The sequence below is a fragment of the Micromonospora sp. NPDC049679 genome (genome assembly GCF_040659735.1).
Lineage (GTDB): Bacteria > Actinomycetota > Actinomycetes > Mycobacteriales > Micromonosporaceae > Micromonospora_I.
This window is the reverse complement of record NZ_JBFANZ010000027.1, coordinates 18,858-33,934: the sequence shown is the minus strand read 5'-3', so window position 1 is coordinate 33,934 and position 15,077 is coordinate 18,858. Positions and strand designations below refer to the sequence as shown.

Below are 15,077 nucleotides of genomic sequence, written 5' to 3'. Positions count from 1 at the left end.
GTCAGTACCGTCCCCGGATCGTGTGGTGCTGTACTGCCGGATGACCGGGGCCGCGGATCGCGGTCAGCCATGCGGTCGCCTCGGCCACGCTCGGACGTCCGCCGAGTTCGGCGGCAGCCAGCCGTCCCGGCGTCCAACCGGTGCCTAGGAGTTCGTCCCACTGCCGCTCGTTGAGGATGAGGACGCGCACGCTGCCGTATTCTGAGGGTGCCGTGACGCCACCCGAGCGACGCGGGACCAGCGCTCGCACCCGCCCGAATGGGGTAGGCGACATGATCTGGACGAGGCTGAGAGATCGCGGCGCGACTCGCCGAATCGACATGTCGACCGTTTTCCGTTCCCACCAGCGTGCGTCAGCGCCTCGGATCTGAGCACCCCGACCTCAGCGGCGACGGCATTTGCCTGGTCGAAACCGCGACCCGACAGTGGTTCCGCCTCGTCGCCCGGCATCCCAGCGCGAAGCTGTCGATGCCATCGGTGATCGTGGACAATCTGTGGCACGAGTTGGTCCTACACACGCGGGAGGCGGCAACCGCTACCTGGTCGATTGTGGAGGTCGGGGCGAATGCTTCGAGTCTCCCGGCATGGTCTGCCTGCAGCACCTCGGCGGGTCCGGCAAGCGGCGAGGCGGGCGCCGCATTCGCGGTTTCGGCCCGCCCACGAACGACGGCCGCGAGGGTTACGCGGGCGGTGCTGGTAGCGGTGGCGAGTACGGCTACTGAATCGCCGCCCGTGGTTGGGGGCGCACCCGCTGGGCGCATCGTCGCTGCTTCCCCGGCGGGGTGCACGATGCGCCCGCGCATCACAGGCGGCGGAGCGATCTAAATCAGTGCCAGATGCGGTACCGAATGTCCTGGGTGAAGTAGTCGATGTCGTAGAGAACCCGGTACACCGTGCCGTCAGGAACGTTCGATGCGAGCATTGTGCGGGTCTTCGCCGGCACCGAGCATGCCCTCACCGGTTCGGTGTAGGTCGCCTCGGAGCCGTCCGGCGGGAAGAATCCCACCAGGAAGGTCTGACAACGATCCGACGGGACCCTCGGGTCTTTGATGTGGGAAACGCTGATCGTCGTGCAGGCCGGGCCGGACACGGTCAGGGGGAAGCTCGCCATCCGCCCTGCCTCATAGAACTCGGTCTCCGGTCGCACCGACACACATCCGGGCCGCGCGTGTGCGGCTTGTGGTTTCGCTGCGGTAACCGCCGCGGACACGCTCGTGTCGCCGGCGACCAGTACCTGATTGTGTTTGTCGGTGTAACCGGTGCCGGCGGCGGACATGGCGAAGGCGCCGATTACCAGCGCGGCCAGGGCGACGCGGACAGGTCTTCTCGCTCGCCGGTGGCCCAGCCGACCACCGTCGGGTGCGCCGTCACTCCACGACGGCGCGCGTGACCGGGTCAGTCCTCGGGCGATGGTCCGGGAGAGCAGTTCAGAAGCAGAGAACACGGGATCCTCCAGCAATCGGTGGTATATGGCGAGCCGAGCGGCGGTCGATGCCGCGCGCGCTGAGGATGGGTTGATCACCGACAAGAGAGCGCGTGCCCGGGCGGTTGCGCGCAGTGACCGTCGGTGTCGGAGGTGGCGACCGTCGGTCGGCGGTCACAGCCGCATTCACATGCGGGGGAGCGGGTGGCGTCCCCAGTCAGAGCGGCATGTGCGCTAGTGGAAGGCGGCGATGAGATGACGGCCGAGGAGCTCCATCGACAACGCTGACTCTACGCTCCGTAGCGCAAGGACATCGATGCTGTCGCGCATCGGTCATTTCGCGCCGCGATATGTCAGCGTAAATCCTCGTCGCCCTGATCCTCGACGTCGCCGGGATCGGCGCCGAGCAATCCGCCAACGCAGTGACGCTGTCGCGGGCGACGCGCTCGGCGAGAACGCTCCCAACCATTTGAGTGCTGGGAGGCGCTGGGGAGGGTGAGGGGGTGCGTATGGGCGAGGCGGGCGAGTTCAACGGCGAGTTCCACCAGTTCGTGGTGCAGCGCTCCCGTGCCCTGTCGCGGACCGCGTTCCTGTTGACCGGCGACCACCAGCTCGCTGAGGACCTGCTCCAGGCGGCGTTCGCCCGTACGTACCGGCATTGGCGGCGCATCCGGGGTGACCAGCCGGAGGCGTATGTGCGGCGGGTTATGCACCACCAGCACATCTCGTGGTGGCGGCGCAGGCGCGTGACCGAGCGGCTGACGGCCGCGCCGCCGGAGCGTCCCGGTGACGACCCGAGCATCGCGGCGACGCTGCGGGTGACGGTGGCGGCCGCGCTGCAGCAACTGACGCCGAGGCAGCGGGCGGTGGTGGTGCTGCGGTACCTCGACGACCTGACCGAGGCGCAGGTCGCTGAGGTGTTGGGTTGTTCGGTCGGCACGGTGAAGCGACACGGCCACGACGCGCTGCGTCGTCTTCGCGCGATCGCGCCGAAGCTGGTCGACGCCCCGCGGGAAAGGAGCGTCCGATGACGGTACGGCTGCGCGAGGCGCTGCACGAGGCGGCTGATGAGGTGCCCGGCTACCTGGTGTATGAGCGGGCGCTGGCCACGGCGCGCCGCACCCGTCGGCGGACGGCGGCGGCCACGGCTGCCGTCCTCGTGGCGTTGGCCGCGATGGTCTGGTCGGTGCCCGTCGGGCAACCGGGCGGGCAACCCGGTGGGATGGAGCCCGGGAGCGGATCGGGCGCGCTGCCCGACCAGATCTGGAAGCCGCCGATCGGCGCGTTGCGGGTCACCGACCCGTTCCCGATGGGCTCCGCGGCGCTGCTGTTCACCGGAATGCGCACAATGGGCAGCGACGAAGATGGCACGGTCGGTGCGGTCGGCGCCGAGGCTGACCGGTACCGCGTTCTGCATGTCGGCTACATAAAGTCGGCGGGTCATGTGGTGCTGCTCTCCCCTGACGGCACGCGTCTGGCCTACCCTCCGGAAGGCGACGGCACCGCGCCACGGGTCGACATCGTCGACCTGACCGACGGGTCGGTCCAGCAGATACCGGCGGTCGCGGCCGGCAGCGTATCGACGCAACCGCTCGGCTGGTCACCGGACGGTCGAGGGCTCGTCGTGATCGACTCGGTGCGGGTCGATGCGGAACGCTCGAGTTACCGCAACGTCCTGAGTCTGGTGGAGCCGGACACGGGCACCACGGTCCACCTCGCCAGCGCACCCGACACGAGCAGCATCGTGCCGGGATATGCCGTCGCCTTCGCCCCGGACGGCCAAAAACTGGCGCTTCAAGTCGATGACACGCTCACCATTACCGATGTGGCCGGAACGCCGAGGCAGACTTTCCGCCTGCCTCCCGACGAGATCCTGGCCGGCAAGGGCGCCTGGAGCCCGGACAGCCGCGCCGTGACCGTGGCGAAGCGGCGGGGCGACGCGTGGACGCTGGCCACGATCGACCCGGCCACCGGCGCCCCCCTCGGGGACCTCGACGTGCCGGCGGTTTCCGGGGTCGCCGCGATCCGTCTGCTCGGCTGGGGACCGGGCGGTGCGGCACTCGTCGTCGCGTACCAGCCCACTCCCGAAGCCGCGCGCACCACGACGAAGATCGAGGAGCGCATCTTGTACCCCAACGTCCGTACCGTGCGGCTGCTGTCCCTCGCGCCGGGCGCGGCGGCGCCCATCACCCGAATGACCGCACCAATCGGCGTGTCCGCGGTGGACGTCGCCGACGGATTGGTCCGTTGGGGCGGTACTCGCGTCGCTGAACCACCCTTCGTCCGGCTCGGGCCGCGGTTCTGGTTCTGGCTGGTCGTGGCGGTCGCGCTGGGCGCCGCGGTGCTCGGCGGCCGATGGTACGTGCGGCGCCGCGAGGTCAGCCGGCGGTAAGGCGATCGGGACGTGTCCGCGCGGGTCAGGTGCGGTCGCGCCGTCGCAGCGCCGTGATGACCTTCAGGAGTACGACGACCGGCGCCGCCACCGTGAGAGGGACGAGCACGAACCCGCAGGCTGCCGGCCCGGCCATGCCGGCAGCGTCCAGCGAGAACATGACCACCACGATGACTTCGGCGATGAACAGCCCCAACCTTGCCGCCGTTGCCGACGACGGTCTTCACCACTATTCCGTTGCTCTTGCCCCGTTTTGGTATATGGCTCACCTATGAGGTCATTCATCTCACCCTGCCGTCCCGCCTGCCGATATGCGATGGCGCAGTCCTTCGAATGTTGCCTGCGTGACGGGAATGGCGAGATGAACAAGAACCCTCTACGGCGAAGCATCCAGACCCGGTTGATCGCCGCGTTCCTGGCCGTCGCGGCGCTGCTGGCCGCAGTGGGCCTGCTCAACACCCTGCAGCAGCGCGAACTCAAGGACCGCGCGACGATGATGGCGCAGCGGGACGTGACGCCGATGGCTGATCTGCGTGCGGCGCAGGCGCTGATGTACGACTTCTCGGTGACGGACCTGGTGCACGAGGTGGTGCCGGACCCACAGGCGAAGCAGGTCTACGCGGACAAGGCAAAGAAGCTGATGGCCGATGTCGACCCCGCGCTCCAGAAGCTGCGCGCCGACGCCCCGGCGGAGTTGAAGCCGCAGGTCGATGAGTTGACCGCGACGTGGCACGCGTTCCTGGCCTCGCACGCGAAGCGCGCGGCCAACACCGACCCGGGCAAGGGCAAGGAACTGAACGACACCACCACGGCGCTGTACACCAAGGTGAACGACGAAACCGCGGCCCTCGCCACGACGTTGATCAAGGACAGCGCAGAGCAGCGCACCGCCATCGTCGACCTCTACAACTCGTCGCGCAACCGCACCATCGCCTTCGTCGTGATCGGTGTACTGCTCGCCATCGCCCTCGGCGTTCTGGTCGCCCGCAGTGTCCGCCGGCCGGTGGCCGCGATGGTGACCGCCCTGGAGCGGCTCGCCGAGGGTGACCTCACGCACGAGGTCGACGTACGGTCCGACGACGAGATCGGCCGCATGGGGCACGCGCTGCGCCAAGCGCTGGGCAACGTACGCGAGACGGTCACGGCGGTGGCCCGCTCGGCCTCGATGCTGTCGGCGTCGGCCAGCACCCTGTCGGCCACCAGCCGGCAGATGAGCAGCGCGGCGCAGTCGACGTCCGACCGCGCGAGCCGGGTGTCGTCGGCTGCGGACAACGTGCTGGACAACGTGCAGACGGTGGCCGGCAGCAGCGACCAGATGGCGGCCTCCATCCGGGAGATCGCGCAGAACGCCGGCGAGGCGGCCCGGGTGGGCACCGAGGCGGCCGCGGTCGCGGACTCCACCAACGACATCATCGCCCGGCTCGGAGAGTCGTCGGCCGAGATCGGCAACGTGGTCAAGGTGATCACCTCGATCGCCGAGCAGACCAACCTGCTGGCCCTCAACGCCACCATCGAGGCCGCCCGCGCCGGTGACGCCGGCAAGGGCTTCGCGGTCGTCGCCAGCGAGGTCAAGGACCTCGCGCAGGAGACCGCCAAGGCCACCGAGGACATCTCGCGGCGGGTGGAGAAGATCCAGCTCGACAGCGACGGCGCGGTCGCGGCGATCGCCTCCATCAGCCAGGTGATCGGCCGGATCAACGAGTACCAGACGACCATCGCGTCGGCGGTGGAGGAGCAGGCGGCCACCTCCGAGGAGATGACCCGCAACGTGTCCGCCGCGGCGGACGGCAGCGGCAGCATCACGAAGGGGATCGCCGAGGTGGCCGACGCGGCCCGTTCAACCAACGCGGGCGTGACCGAGACCGAGCAGGCGGCCGGACAGTTGGCCGACCTCAGCGGCGAACTGGAGCACCTGGTCGGCCGGTTCCGCTACTGACGGTGGGTCCGGTGCGGGGAGACGGCGCGTCGGTGGCACGTAAGAGTGCCGCGTTGGCGTCTCCCCGTACCGGCACCCAGGCCGGACCCACGCCGCTTCAGCCTCGGCGTCGGAGCCGGTAGCGCCCGGTGGCGGCCAGCAGCCCGAGCAGGGTCGGCATGATGATCGCGACGGGCAGTGATCCGGCAGCGGTCAGCGTCCGCCGTCCCGCTACCGTCACGTGCACCGGCGGGCTCACCACCAGCGGGGTGGCCCCAGCGGAGGCGGAGCCGGCGGGCAGGACCACCACGTAGACGTCGAAGCTGCCGGCGTTGACTGCATGCAGCTTCCAGGACAGCGTCCTGCTGTTGCCCGGCGCCAGCGGTGACGCCGCTTGCGTGACCTCCGCCGACCAGTCCTCCAGGTCCACATACACGCCGTTCAGGCTCACGACGTTGACGTGCGCGACAAGTCGGTCCGTCGGCGCTTGGCCCGAGTTGACGATTCGGGACTCAACCGTCAGCACCTGCCCCACGACAGTTTCGATCTGGCTCTGGTCCAACGTCACCTCGACGGTCCCGGGCAGCCTCGATGGGGCGGCTGCCGCCGAGCCGGCGAGGCCAACCGGAGCTATTGCCGCCACCAGCAGCCCGGTGAGCACCAACATCGATCTCATTCTCCGCTCACCCCTCCGTGCAGGCGGACGATCCGGGAACCGGCGATGACCAGCGCGCCGCCGGCGAGGACTGCGGTGACAAGCGGCGACACGAGATAGGACAGATCACGGGTCCAGTCGTGGCCGTTGACCACGACGGCGGTCAGGTACCGCAGCGCCGCTCCGACCGGGTTGAGCCGGACGAGCATGTCTCCGAACCACCCCTTCGGTCCGCCGCCGGGCAACTGCGTCGGCGCGAAGAGCGCCAGGAGCAGGAAGAAACACACCGCGAGGCTGACCTTGTTCGAACTCGACAGGGCGCTGATCAGGAGACCGAGCGCGGAGAGCGCGACGGCCAGCAGCGTGCCGACGAGCAAACCGAGCAGGATGGCCGGCCCGACGATCGAGACTCCGCGGCCGAGCACCCACACGTACGGCACGCTCACGAGGAAGGTCGCGAGCCAGAGCGACAGCGCGGCGACCAGCTTGCCCATCACGATGGCACGGCGGGAGACGGGCGTGAGCAGCAGACTCTCCAACGTTCCCCGCTCACGCTCTCCGCTGATCGCGTCGGCGCTCACGACCAGAGTCACAAGGACGCCGACCGCCACCGCGACCTGCAGAGTGAGGTTCACGGCCTCCCGCTGCTCGAGGAAGTTGAGGACCTGGTTGGTCCCGGCAAGATACGTCATGACGCTCAGCAGGACGCTGAAGGCGAAGACCAACACCGGACCCCGCCCGCTCACCCACAGGTCCCGACACTCCTGCTCGGCGACGATTCGCCAACCCGGATCACGACTCCGAACGGGGCGCTCGCCGCCGTGGACGGCCCGCGGCCGTTCGCTGACGTTCACAGTCATCGGACACCATCTCCGGTCATCGTGAGGAAGGCGTCGCTGAGCCGGGCGCCTTCAACCTCGAAGGAGAGCACCGGCACGTCGGCGTTGAGCACCGCCCGCAGCGCCAGGTTCATGCCGCGCTCCGGGTGATCCTGCTCACCGCCGACTCCGGCCGGCAGCGAGATCCTGAGGACGTCCGGACGCTCGTCGGGTGCCTCGACGGTCAGGCCGGCAACCCCGGCAAGGGCCCTCCTGGCCGGACTGACCAGCTCAATCGGTACGCGCAGCTGCCCGTACCGCTGCGCCGCGACCGTCGCCGTCACTTCGCCGACCGTGCCGGAGATGAGGACCCTTCCTTTGTCGAGGATCAGCACGCGCGTGCAGACTTCCTCGACGTCTGGCAGCGCATGGGTGCTGAGGATGACGGTCGTGCCTCTACGCACCGCGATGTCGCGCACGATCCCGAGCACCTGGCGCTGCCCGGCGGGGTCGAGCCCGAGCGTCGGTTCGTCGAGAAACACGACAGGGGGGGCGTTCACCAGGGCGCGCGCGATACCCAGGCGCTGCCGCATGCCCCGGCTGTACGTCGAGATCCGCGACGAGGCGCGCTCCTCCAGACCCACGTCGGCGAGGAGACGGCCGGCGACCCGCGCGGCCTCCGGTCGTCCCAGGCCGAACAGCCGCGCGTGATACCGCAGGTAGTCCGAGCCGCTCTGGTGACCGGGGTAACCGGCGCTCTCGGGCAGCACGCCGACCCGCCGCCGGATCTCGGCCGGCCGGGTGAACGGAACTCCAGCCACCGAGAACGCCCCGCTCGTTGGTTGGAGCACCGTGGTAAGTAGTCGGATTGTTGTTGTCTTGCCCGCTCCGTTGGCGCCGAGCAGGCCAACGACTTCACCTCGATGCGCCGTGAAGCTCAACTCTTCGACCGCGGTACGGGGCCCGTACCGCTTGGTCAGGCGCACGACCTCGAGACTCACGCCGGCCATGGACGTCCTCCTCACCTGCCATGAGACATGACCGCCACCGTAGGGTCGGCGGGCTGAACGCAGGCTGAATGTGTGCCGCGCTCGCATCCGGCGGCGTTCAGCGGGCGGTAAGCCGGCGGATGGCACACTCCAAGAGTGCGAATCCTCGTGGTAGAGGACGACAAGCACCTCGCCCGAGCGATCAAGCGTGGGCTGGAGGCCGAGGGGTTCGCGGCGGACATCGCCCTCAACGGTGTCGATGGTCTGTGGCGGGCCAAGGAGGGCGACTACGACCTTGTCGTCCTGGACATCATGCTGCCCGGTAGGAACGGCTACCAGGTCTGCGCCGAGCTGCGGGAAGCCGGAAACTGGACGCCGATCCTCATGCTCACGGCGAAGGACGGGGAGCTCGACGAGGCCGAGGCCCTCGACACCGGAGCCGACGACTACCTGTCGAAGCCGTTTTCCTACGTGGTGCTGGTGGCCAGGATCCGGGCGTTGCTGCGCCGCGGCCTGCGGGAGCGGCCCGTTGCGCTCAATGCGGGCGATCTGCGGCTCGACCCGGCCGCCCACCGCGTCTGGCGGGGCGACACCGAGGTCTCGCTCACTCCCCGCCAGTTCGCGCTCCTCGAGTTCCTCATGCGACGTTCCGGCGAGGTGCTTTCGAAGAGGACGATCCTGGAGCACGTGTGGGACTTCGCGTTCGACGGCGACCCGAACATCGTCGAGGTCTACGTCCGACATCTCCGTAAGAAGATCGACGAGCCCTTCAGCCGTTCTGCGATTCAGACGGTACGACTCGTCGGCTATCGACTGGACCCCGATGGCGGCTGACCGCAAGAGATTTCTGCGGCGGCTCACCACGGTGCGGGCCCGCACCACGATGGCCGCCACCGTGGTCGTCGGCTTCGCTCTCGCGCTCACCGCGGTCAGTCTGGTGGTGTTTCTGCGGCATTCGCTGGTGGAACGCGTCGATGGCATCGCACAGGTGCGTGCCGAGGACGTCGCCACTCTCGCCCGGCAGGGCACGCTGCCCCCGGCTCTGGCGGTCGAAGGTGACGACGGCAGCATCACGCAGGTCGTGGACGGCGCCGGCCGGGTGGTGGCGGTCACCGCCGGAATTCCGCGAGACCGACCGATCGCCGACTTCACCCCGGCGGGATCGGCGCCGGAGGCACGTACCGTCAAGAACCTGGCTCTCGGCGATGGCGGCAGCTTCCGGGTCATCGCGTTGTCGAGCGCCACGCCGGACGGGCCGGTGACGGTCTACGTCGCGGCGAGCCTCTCGCCGGTCGACGACGCCGCCGATCTCGTCCAGGGCGCCCTTGCCGCTGGCGCGCCTCTGCTGCTGGTGCTCGTCGCGTTCACCACCTGGAAGGTCGTGGGACGCACGCTGCGGCCGGTCGACGCGATCCGGGCCGAGGTCGCCGACATCTCCGAACGGTCACTTGACCGACGCGTCCCGGTCCCCGCCACGGACGACGAGATCGGTCGCCTCGCACGCACCATGAACACGATGCTCGACCGGTTGCACGCGGCCGCGGAACGGCAACGGCGCTTCGTCGCCGACGCCTCCCACGAGCTGCAGACCCCGCTCGCCGCGGCCCGCACCGACCTGGAGGTCGCCCTCACCCATCCAGGCAGCACCGACTGGCGCGACACGGCCGCGGACCTGCTCGCGGCGAACCGCCGGATGGAGCGGCTCGTCCGGGATCTGCTGTTTCTCGCGAGGGCGGACGACGCCACCCCGCGCGCACCCGTCCGCCCTGTCGACCTTGATGACATCGTCCTGTCCGAAGCCGCCCGGATCCGCGGCAACGGCCAGGTGCAGGTCGATACCGGCGGGGTCTCCGCGGCGGCGGTCGACGGTCGCCGGGACGACCTCACGCGCGCCGTGCGCAACCTGCTCGACAACGCCGAACGCTACGCGTCCTCCCTGGTCACCGTCGACCTCTCCAGCGACGACGTCCAGGTCCGTCTGGTCATCCACGATGACGGGCCGGGTATCTCGTCGGGCGACCGTCAGCGGATCTTCAGACGGTTCGCCCGTCTCGACGACGACCGGAGCCGGGAAAGCGGGGGTACAGGTCTCGGACTGGCCATCGTCAAGGAGATCGTCGATGCTCACGGCGGCACAGTGGTGGTCGAGGACGCCGTGCGCGGCGCGCGGTTCGTCGTACACCTGCCGACGCGGTGATCGTGCCGGTCGCACACATCATCCGCACACAACACTTACGCCGTAGCCCGGCTTACGCAACGTATTCCTGGCTAAACTCTACACTGGACTTCTACACTGGACGAAAATGCGGCTCTGCGGTACGCGAAAGAGCTTTGACTGCTTCGGTGCGGGGATGCGTCTTGCCTTGAGCTATTTGTAAAGAATTGAGCGGAATGCCGATTCGCCTGCCATTTTCTGGCGGAGACGCGAATTTTGGTTGACACCGGGGCGGGTTGTCGATAGCAATTAAGTGGGTTGCGGTGGAAATTGTTCAGGTGGCGTTACCGCGGCTCGTACGTGTCAGGTGGTGGTGTCGCATGCGGTCGCTCGTCGAGTCCGGCTGGCAGGCCGAAGTCCTCATCCACGCTTTTCCACGCGCTTCCCACACGCCGGAACCGCCGCCCGCCATGGTGATCGCGGTTCCCATTTCCTTCGCTGCCTGCGTGGGCCGTGATACGACAGCCGCAGGCCGCCATCGACTTTGGACCGGGGTGAACCCACTGCATCGTGCGGGGGCGCTGTGGAGTTTCGGCTGTTGGGTGCAGTAGAGGCATGGTCGGGGGAGCGGCAACTTGACCTCGGACCCCGCCAGCAGAGATTTTTGTTGGCCGTACTGGCACTGCGGATCAATCAGCTTGTTCCCGTCGACTGGTTGGTCGATCTGACGTGGCCCGAGTCGCCACCACAGACCGCTCGGCACTCGATCCACGTTCGCGTCTCGCGGTTGCGCGCCGTGTTGGCGAACGCCGGCGCGGGTCGTGATGAGGTGGAGATCATCACCCACGGCGCGACGTACGTCCTGCGCGCCGATCCGATGTACGTTGACGCCCACCGCTTCCGCGCTCTGGTCAGGGCGGCTCGCGTCGCCCCCAACGACGACGAGAAGGGCTTGCTGTTGCGCCGTGCGCTGGACATGTGGCACGGCCCGCCGCTCGCCGATGTCGCGACACCGCTGACCGATCAGCTGTGCCGGGGGTTGGAAGAAGCGCGACTTGCGGCCTTGGAGGAATGGCTGGACGCGGAACTGCGGCTCGGCAGGCACTGCGACGTCATCGACGAGCTCACCGAGTTCGCGATGCAATACCCGCACCGCCAACGGCTGCTCGCCCAGCTCATGCTGGCCCTGTACCGGGCTGGTCGAGCCCCCGACGCCCTGGACGCGTATCGGATTGCGCGGAGCCGGCTCATCGAAGAACTCGGACTCGACCCAGGGAATCAACTCCAGCAGCTGGAGCAGGCCATCCTCTGCGCCGACCCTGCGCTTGAGCTGCCTCAGCAGAGGACCACCCCGCAGCGGACCGTTCGGCGCCGTCCGTCGGACGGCGCAGCCGACGAGTTCCGGGTGATCCGACCCGATCTCCGCCCATGACTCGGCAACCACCGACCGGACCTCGCGGGGCCGGAGCCCCGCGAGGTCGCGTTCATTCCGGCGGAGCGTGGTCAGGAATCATGCAGGAGACCTTCCGCGCCGCCAGTGCCCGCCGGGCCAGGCACGCCTCGCGGACCCTGACGCACGCCGCTGCCCGCCGAAACGCAGGTAGAGGGAGGGCGTCACCAGCAGATTCAGCAGGGTCGAGGTGACCAGGCCGCCGATGATCACGACTGCCATGGGGTGCTCGATCTCGTGGCCGGGAAGGTTGCCCCACACCACCAACGGGACGAGCGCCAGCCCGGCCGCCAACGACGTCATGAGGATCGGCGAGAGCCGCTCCTTCGCGCCGCGGATGACGAGGCCCCGGCCGAAGGGCTCACCCTCTTCCCGTTCCAGGTGCTGGAAATGGTTGATCATCAGGATGCCGTTGCGGGCGGCGATGCCCAGCACCGTGAAGAAACCCACGAGCGAGCCGAGCGAGAGGATGCCGCCGCCGACGTATGCCGCCAGCACGCCGCCGACCAGGGCCATCGGCAGCGTGAGGAGGACGAGGAACGCCAGCCGCCAGCTGTTGAACGCCGTCGCGAGGAGGAAGACGATCCCGGTCACCGCGACGCCGGCGAAGAGCAGGAGGCGGTCCTGCGCGGTCGTCGCCTCCTTGTACTCCCCGAGTAACTGGAGGTGGTAGCCGGGTGGGAAGTCCACGGTCGCCAGACGGCGCTGCACCTCGGCCGCGACGTCTCCGAGCGCCTTTCCCGTGGCCACGTTCGCGCCCACGTCGATGCGCCGCGACCCGTTCTCCCGCAGGATCTGGTTCGGCGTGGGGACCATCTTCACCTCGGCCAGCTCACCGACCGGGACCTTGCGCCCGTCCGGTGCGTCCATCAGCAGGTTGCGCACACTCTCGATGCTGTATCGCGCCTGCGGCACGCTCCACACGTGCACCTCGGTGTTCTTGCCGTTTCGCCAGATGTCACCCGCCTCCTCGCTGGCGATGAACGTGGCGGCCGTTCGCCGCACGTCGCCCGGCTTGATCCCGTACCGCGCCGCCTTGGCCAGGTCGACCTCGACATGCACCTGAGGAATGTTGGTCTGCAGCGTCAGGTGCTCCTCGACGATGCCGTCCACGCCGGCGATCAGGTCCTTGACCTCGTTGGCCTTCTCGCGGAGCACATCCAGGTCGTCGCCGAAGATCCGGACGATGATGGCGTCGCTGGAGCCGGTGAGCACCTCCTTGGTGCGTTCCTTCAGGTAGGTCTGCACGTCGCGCTGCAGCCCCGGGTAGCCGTCGACCACCTTCTGCACCGCGGCCACCGTCTTGTCGTAGTCCACGTTCGGGTCGATGCTGATCCAGTTCTCGCCGAAGTTCATGCCGACGACCTCGTCCGACAGGGTGCCCTGTCCGATGTGCGCGCCGAAGTTGCGCACGCCCGGGATCGCCCTCAGCTCCTTGCTGGCCTGGATGGCGATGCGGACACTCTCCTCCCGGGACGCACCCGGTTGGAGCACCCAGTGCATCAGGAAGTCGCGCTCCTTGAACGCGGGGAACAGGTTCTGCCCGAGCATCGGCGCCACCAGGGCGCCGCCCGCCATGACGAGGACGACGGTCGCGTAGGCCACGAGGGGACGAGGGATGATGCGCGCCAGCAGCACCGTGTAGCCCCGCTGCAGCCAGCGCACCAGAGGCGACTCACGCCGCTCGATCGGCGCCTTGGCCAGCAGCATCAGCGCGAGCGCCGGGATGACCGTCAGCGCCACCAGCAGGGAGGCCAGGATCGCCAGCCCGTAGGCGAACGCCATGGGCCGGAAGAATGAGCCGGTGAGCCCGGTGAGCATGAAGATCGGGACCGTGGAGACCAGGATGATCATCGTCGCCTGGACGATGGGCCCCCGCACCTCGATCGACGCCTCCAGAATGATCGAGGCGGTCGACCTGGTGCTCCCCTCGCGCCGATGTTGCCGCACGCGGCGCACGATGTTCTCGACGTCGATGATGGCGTCGTCGACGAGCACGCCGAGGGCAATCACCAGCCCCGCCAGGATCATCGTATTTATCGTGGCTCCGGTCCAATGGAGCACGAGCCCCGCTGCGACGAGGGAGAGCGGGATCGAAACGGCGCTGATCAGCGCCACGCGCCACTCGAAGAGGAAGAGTACGAGAATCAGCACCACGAGGATGAACCCGATGACCATCGCCCGGCCGAGGTTGTCGACCGAGGTCTCGATGAAGGTGGCCGGCCGGAAGATCTCCGTGTCCACGGTGAGGCCCTGCATGCCCGGCGCGAAATCCTTCAGCGCCGCCTCGACATCACGGGTCACCTCGAGGGTGTTGCCCCAGGGCAGCTTCTCGACGATGAGCATGAGGCCGGGGCCGTCGTTGATGACCGCGTCGCCGATGAGCAGCGACGGCGGCATGAGATCGTCCGTGATGTAGGCGACGTCCTTGAGGTAGACCGGCTTGCCGCCCTTCGGCACCTCGATCGGGATCTCGGCCAGTTGCTGCCCGGTCAGGGCGGGCAGTTGGTGCTGCACCTGGAACCGGTTGTTGGGGGTGTCGATGAACCCGCCGGTGCCGATTTCGAAGCCACCGCGGAACTTCAGCTGACCGACGTCCACCGCGTCTCCTGCGGCCTCCATGACCTGGGCCACCGTGACGTTGTGCTTCTTCATGAGCTCGGGGTCAACGAGAGCCTGCTTGACGTGCCAGCGGTCGCCCCAGATGCCCACGTTCGCCACGCCGGGTACCCGCATCAGGCGTGGCCGGAGCGACCAGTAGGCCAGCAGCGCCATCTCGACGTGTGCGGCGTCGGACTTGTCCGCCTGCGATATCCCGATCTTCATGACCCGGCTGGTCGACGACAGTGGCTGGATCATGAACGGAGCGTTCGCCCAGCGCGGCAGCCTCGGTGTGATGGCGGTGATGCGCTCCTGTACCAGCAGCCGGGCCTTCATAAGATCGGTCCCCGGCTTGAAAATCATAAGTATCGAGGAGAGCTGGGAGACCGATTTGGAGCGCATCACGTCCAGGCCCTCGATCCCGTTGAGCCCTTGCTCCAGCGGGACCGAGACCAGCTCCTCGACATCCTTCGCGGAGAGCCCGATGCAGATCGTCTGTATCTCCACCCGGGGCGGGGCGAACTCGGGGAAGGCGTCGACGGGCATGTCGCGAACCTGCATGACGCCGAAGAACATCGACATCGAGGCCCCGACCACCACGAGGAACCGGAGCTTGAGACTCGTTCCAACGATCCAACGCATCATGGTTCCGGATCCCTACCCTCGTACCGACTGGGTG

The 15,077-nt window shown here is 68.3% G+C and carries 13 protein-coding genes; 6 read left to right on the top strand and 7 right to left on the bottom strand.

Annotated features, from left to right (window positions below; translation table 11 throughout):
• Position 1 precedes the first annotated feature (1 nt).
• Together AB0J06_RS18365 and AB0J06_RS18360 are read right to left on the bottom strand one after the other, a co-directional pair.
• Positions 2-190 carry a hypothetical protein gene (locus tag AB0J06_RS18365; RefSeq protein WP_357429976.1) on the bottom strand — a complete coding sequence of 63 codons (189 nt, stop codon included), beginning with the start codon at positions 188-190 and terminating at the stop codon, positions 2-4.
• A 636-nt stretch (positions 191-826) separates the two neighbouring features.
• A complete protein-coding gene (locus AB0J06_RS18360; protein ID WP_357429974.1) occupies positions 827-1,444 on the bottom strand; it encodes a hypothetical protein in 618 nt (205 codons plus the stop codon).
• A gap of 488 nt (positions 1,445-1,932) precedes the next feature.
• Here AB0J06_RS18360 and AB0J06_RS18355 point away from each other — a divergent pair, with 488 nt between their 5' ends.
• Both AB0J06_RS18355 and AB0J06_RS18350 read left to right on the top strand, forming a co-directional pair.
• Entirely contained in the window at positions 1,933-2,454 is a 522-nt protein-coding gene (locus AB0J06_RS18355) for a SigE family RNA polymerase sigma factor (RefSeq protein WP_357430030.1), read from the top strand.
• Positions 2,451-3,815 (top strand): hypothetical protein, encoded by a 1,365-nt coding sequence (locus AB0J06_RS18350; RefSeq protein ID WP_357429972.1) that lies wholly within the window; start codon positions 2,451-2,453, stop codon positions 3,813-3,815. The genes AB0J06_RS18355 and AB0J06_RS18350 overlap by 4 nt, the downstream gene beginning before the upstream one ends.
• 25 nt (positions 3,816-3,840) lie before the next feature.
• On the opposite strand, the gene AB0J06_RS18345 is transcribed toward AB0J06_RS18350, so the two are convergent.
• Entirely contained in the window at positions 3,841-4,011 is a 171-nt protein-coding gene (locus AB0J06_RS18345; RefSeq protein WP_357429970.1) for a hypothetical protein, read from the bottom strand.
• Between the two features lie 165 nt (positions 4,012-4,176).
• Between AB0J06_RS18345 and AB0J06_RS18340 the strand changes: the two genes are divergently transcribed.
• Positions 4,177-5,751 (top strand): methyl-accepting chemotaxis protein, encoded by a 1,575-nt coding sequence (locus AB0J06_RS18340; protein ID WP_357429968.1) that lies wholly within the window; start codon positions 4,177-4,179, stop codon positions 5,749-5,751.
• A gap of 97 nt (positions 5,752-5,848) precedes the next feature.
• Here the strand turns inward: AB0J06_RS18340 and AB0J06_RS18335 are convergent, their stop codons facing one another.
• The 3 genes from AB0J06_RS18335 to AB0J06_RS18325 are packed head-to-tail and all read right to left on the bottom strand — an operon-like array spanning position 5,849 to position 8,144.
• Entirely contained in the window at positions 5,849-6,406 is a 558-nt protein-coding gene (locus AB0J06_RS18335) for a hypothetical protein (protein ID WP_357429966.1), read from the bottom strand.
• On the bottom strand, positions 6,403-7,245 hold the full coding sequence (locus AB0J06_RS18330) for an ABC transporter permease subunit (protein ID WP_357429964.1): 843 nt from the start codon (positions 7,243-7,245) through the stop codon (positions 6,403-6,405). Before AB0J06_RS18330 ends, AB0J06_RS18335 begins: the two co-directional genes overlap by 4 nt.
• The gene (locus AB0J06_RS18325) at positions 7,242-8,144 is read right to left on the bottom strand and encodes an ABC transporter ATP-binding protein (protein ID WP_357429962.1); all 903 of its coding nucleotides are present in this window, start codon (positions 8,142-8,144) and stop codon (positions 7,242-7,244) included. Before AB0J06_RS18325 ends, AB0J06_RS18330 begins: the two co-directional genes overlap by 4 nt.
• Before the next feature lie 204 nt (positions 8,145-8,348).
• On the opposite strand from AB0J06_RS18325, the gene AB0J06_RS18320 reads away from it, so the two are divergent.
• The 3 genes from AB0J06_RS18320 (at position 8,349) to AB0J06_RS18310 (ending at position 11,779) form a co-directional block, all read left to right on the top strand.
• Entirely contained in the window at positions 8,349-9,026 is a 678-nt protein-coding gene (locus AB0J06_RS18320) for a response regulator transcription factor (protein ID WP_357429960.1), read from the top strand.
• Positions 9,016-10,389: an ATP-binding protein gene (locus AB0J06_RS18315; protein ID WP_357429958.1), complete on the top strand. Its 1,374-nt coding sequence runs from the start codon at positions 9,016-9,018 to the stop codon at positions 10,387-10,389. Before AB0J06_RS18320 ends, AB0J06_RS18315 begins: the two co-directional genes overlap by 11 nt.
• A 625-nt stretch (positions 10,390-11,014) precedes the next feature.
• Positions 11,015-11,779 (top strand): AfsR/SARP family transcriptional regulator, encoded by a 765-nt coding sequence (locus AB0J06_RS18310; RefSeq protein ID WP_357429956.1) that lies wholly within the window; start codon positions 11,015-11,017, stop codon positions 11,777-11,779.
• 78 nt (positions 11,780-11,857) lie between these two features.
• Here AB0J06_RS18310 and AB0J06_RS18305 read toward each other — a convergent pair whose 3' ends face one another.
• Positions 11,858-15,043 (bottom strand): efflux RND transporter permease subunit, encoded by a 3,186-nt coding sequence (locus AB0J06_RS18305; RefSeq protein ID WP_357429954.1) that lies wholly within the window; start codon positions 15,041-15,043, stop codon positions 11,858-11,860.
• Positions 15,044-15,077: the final 34 nt, after the last annotated feature.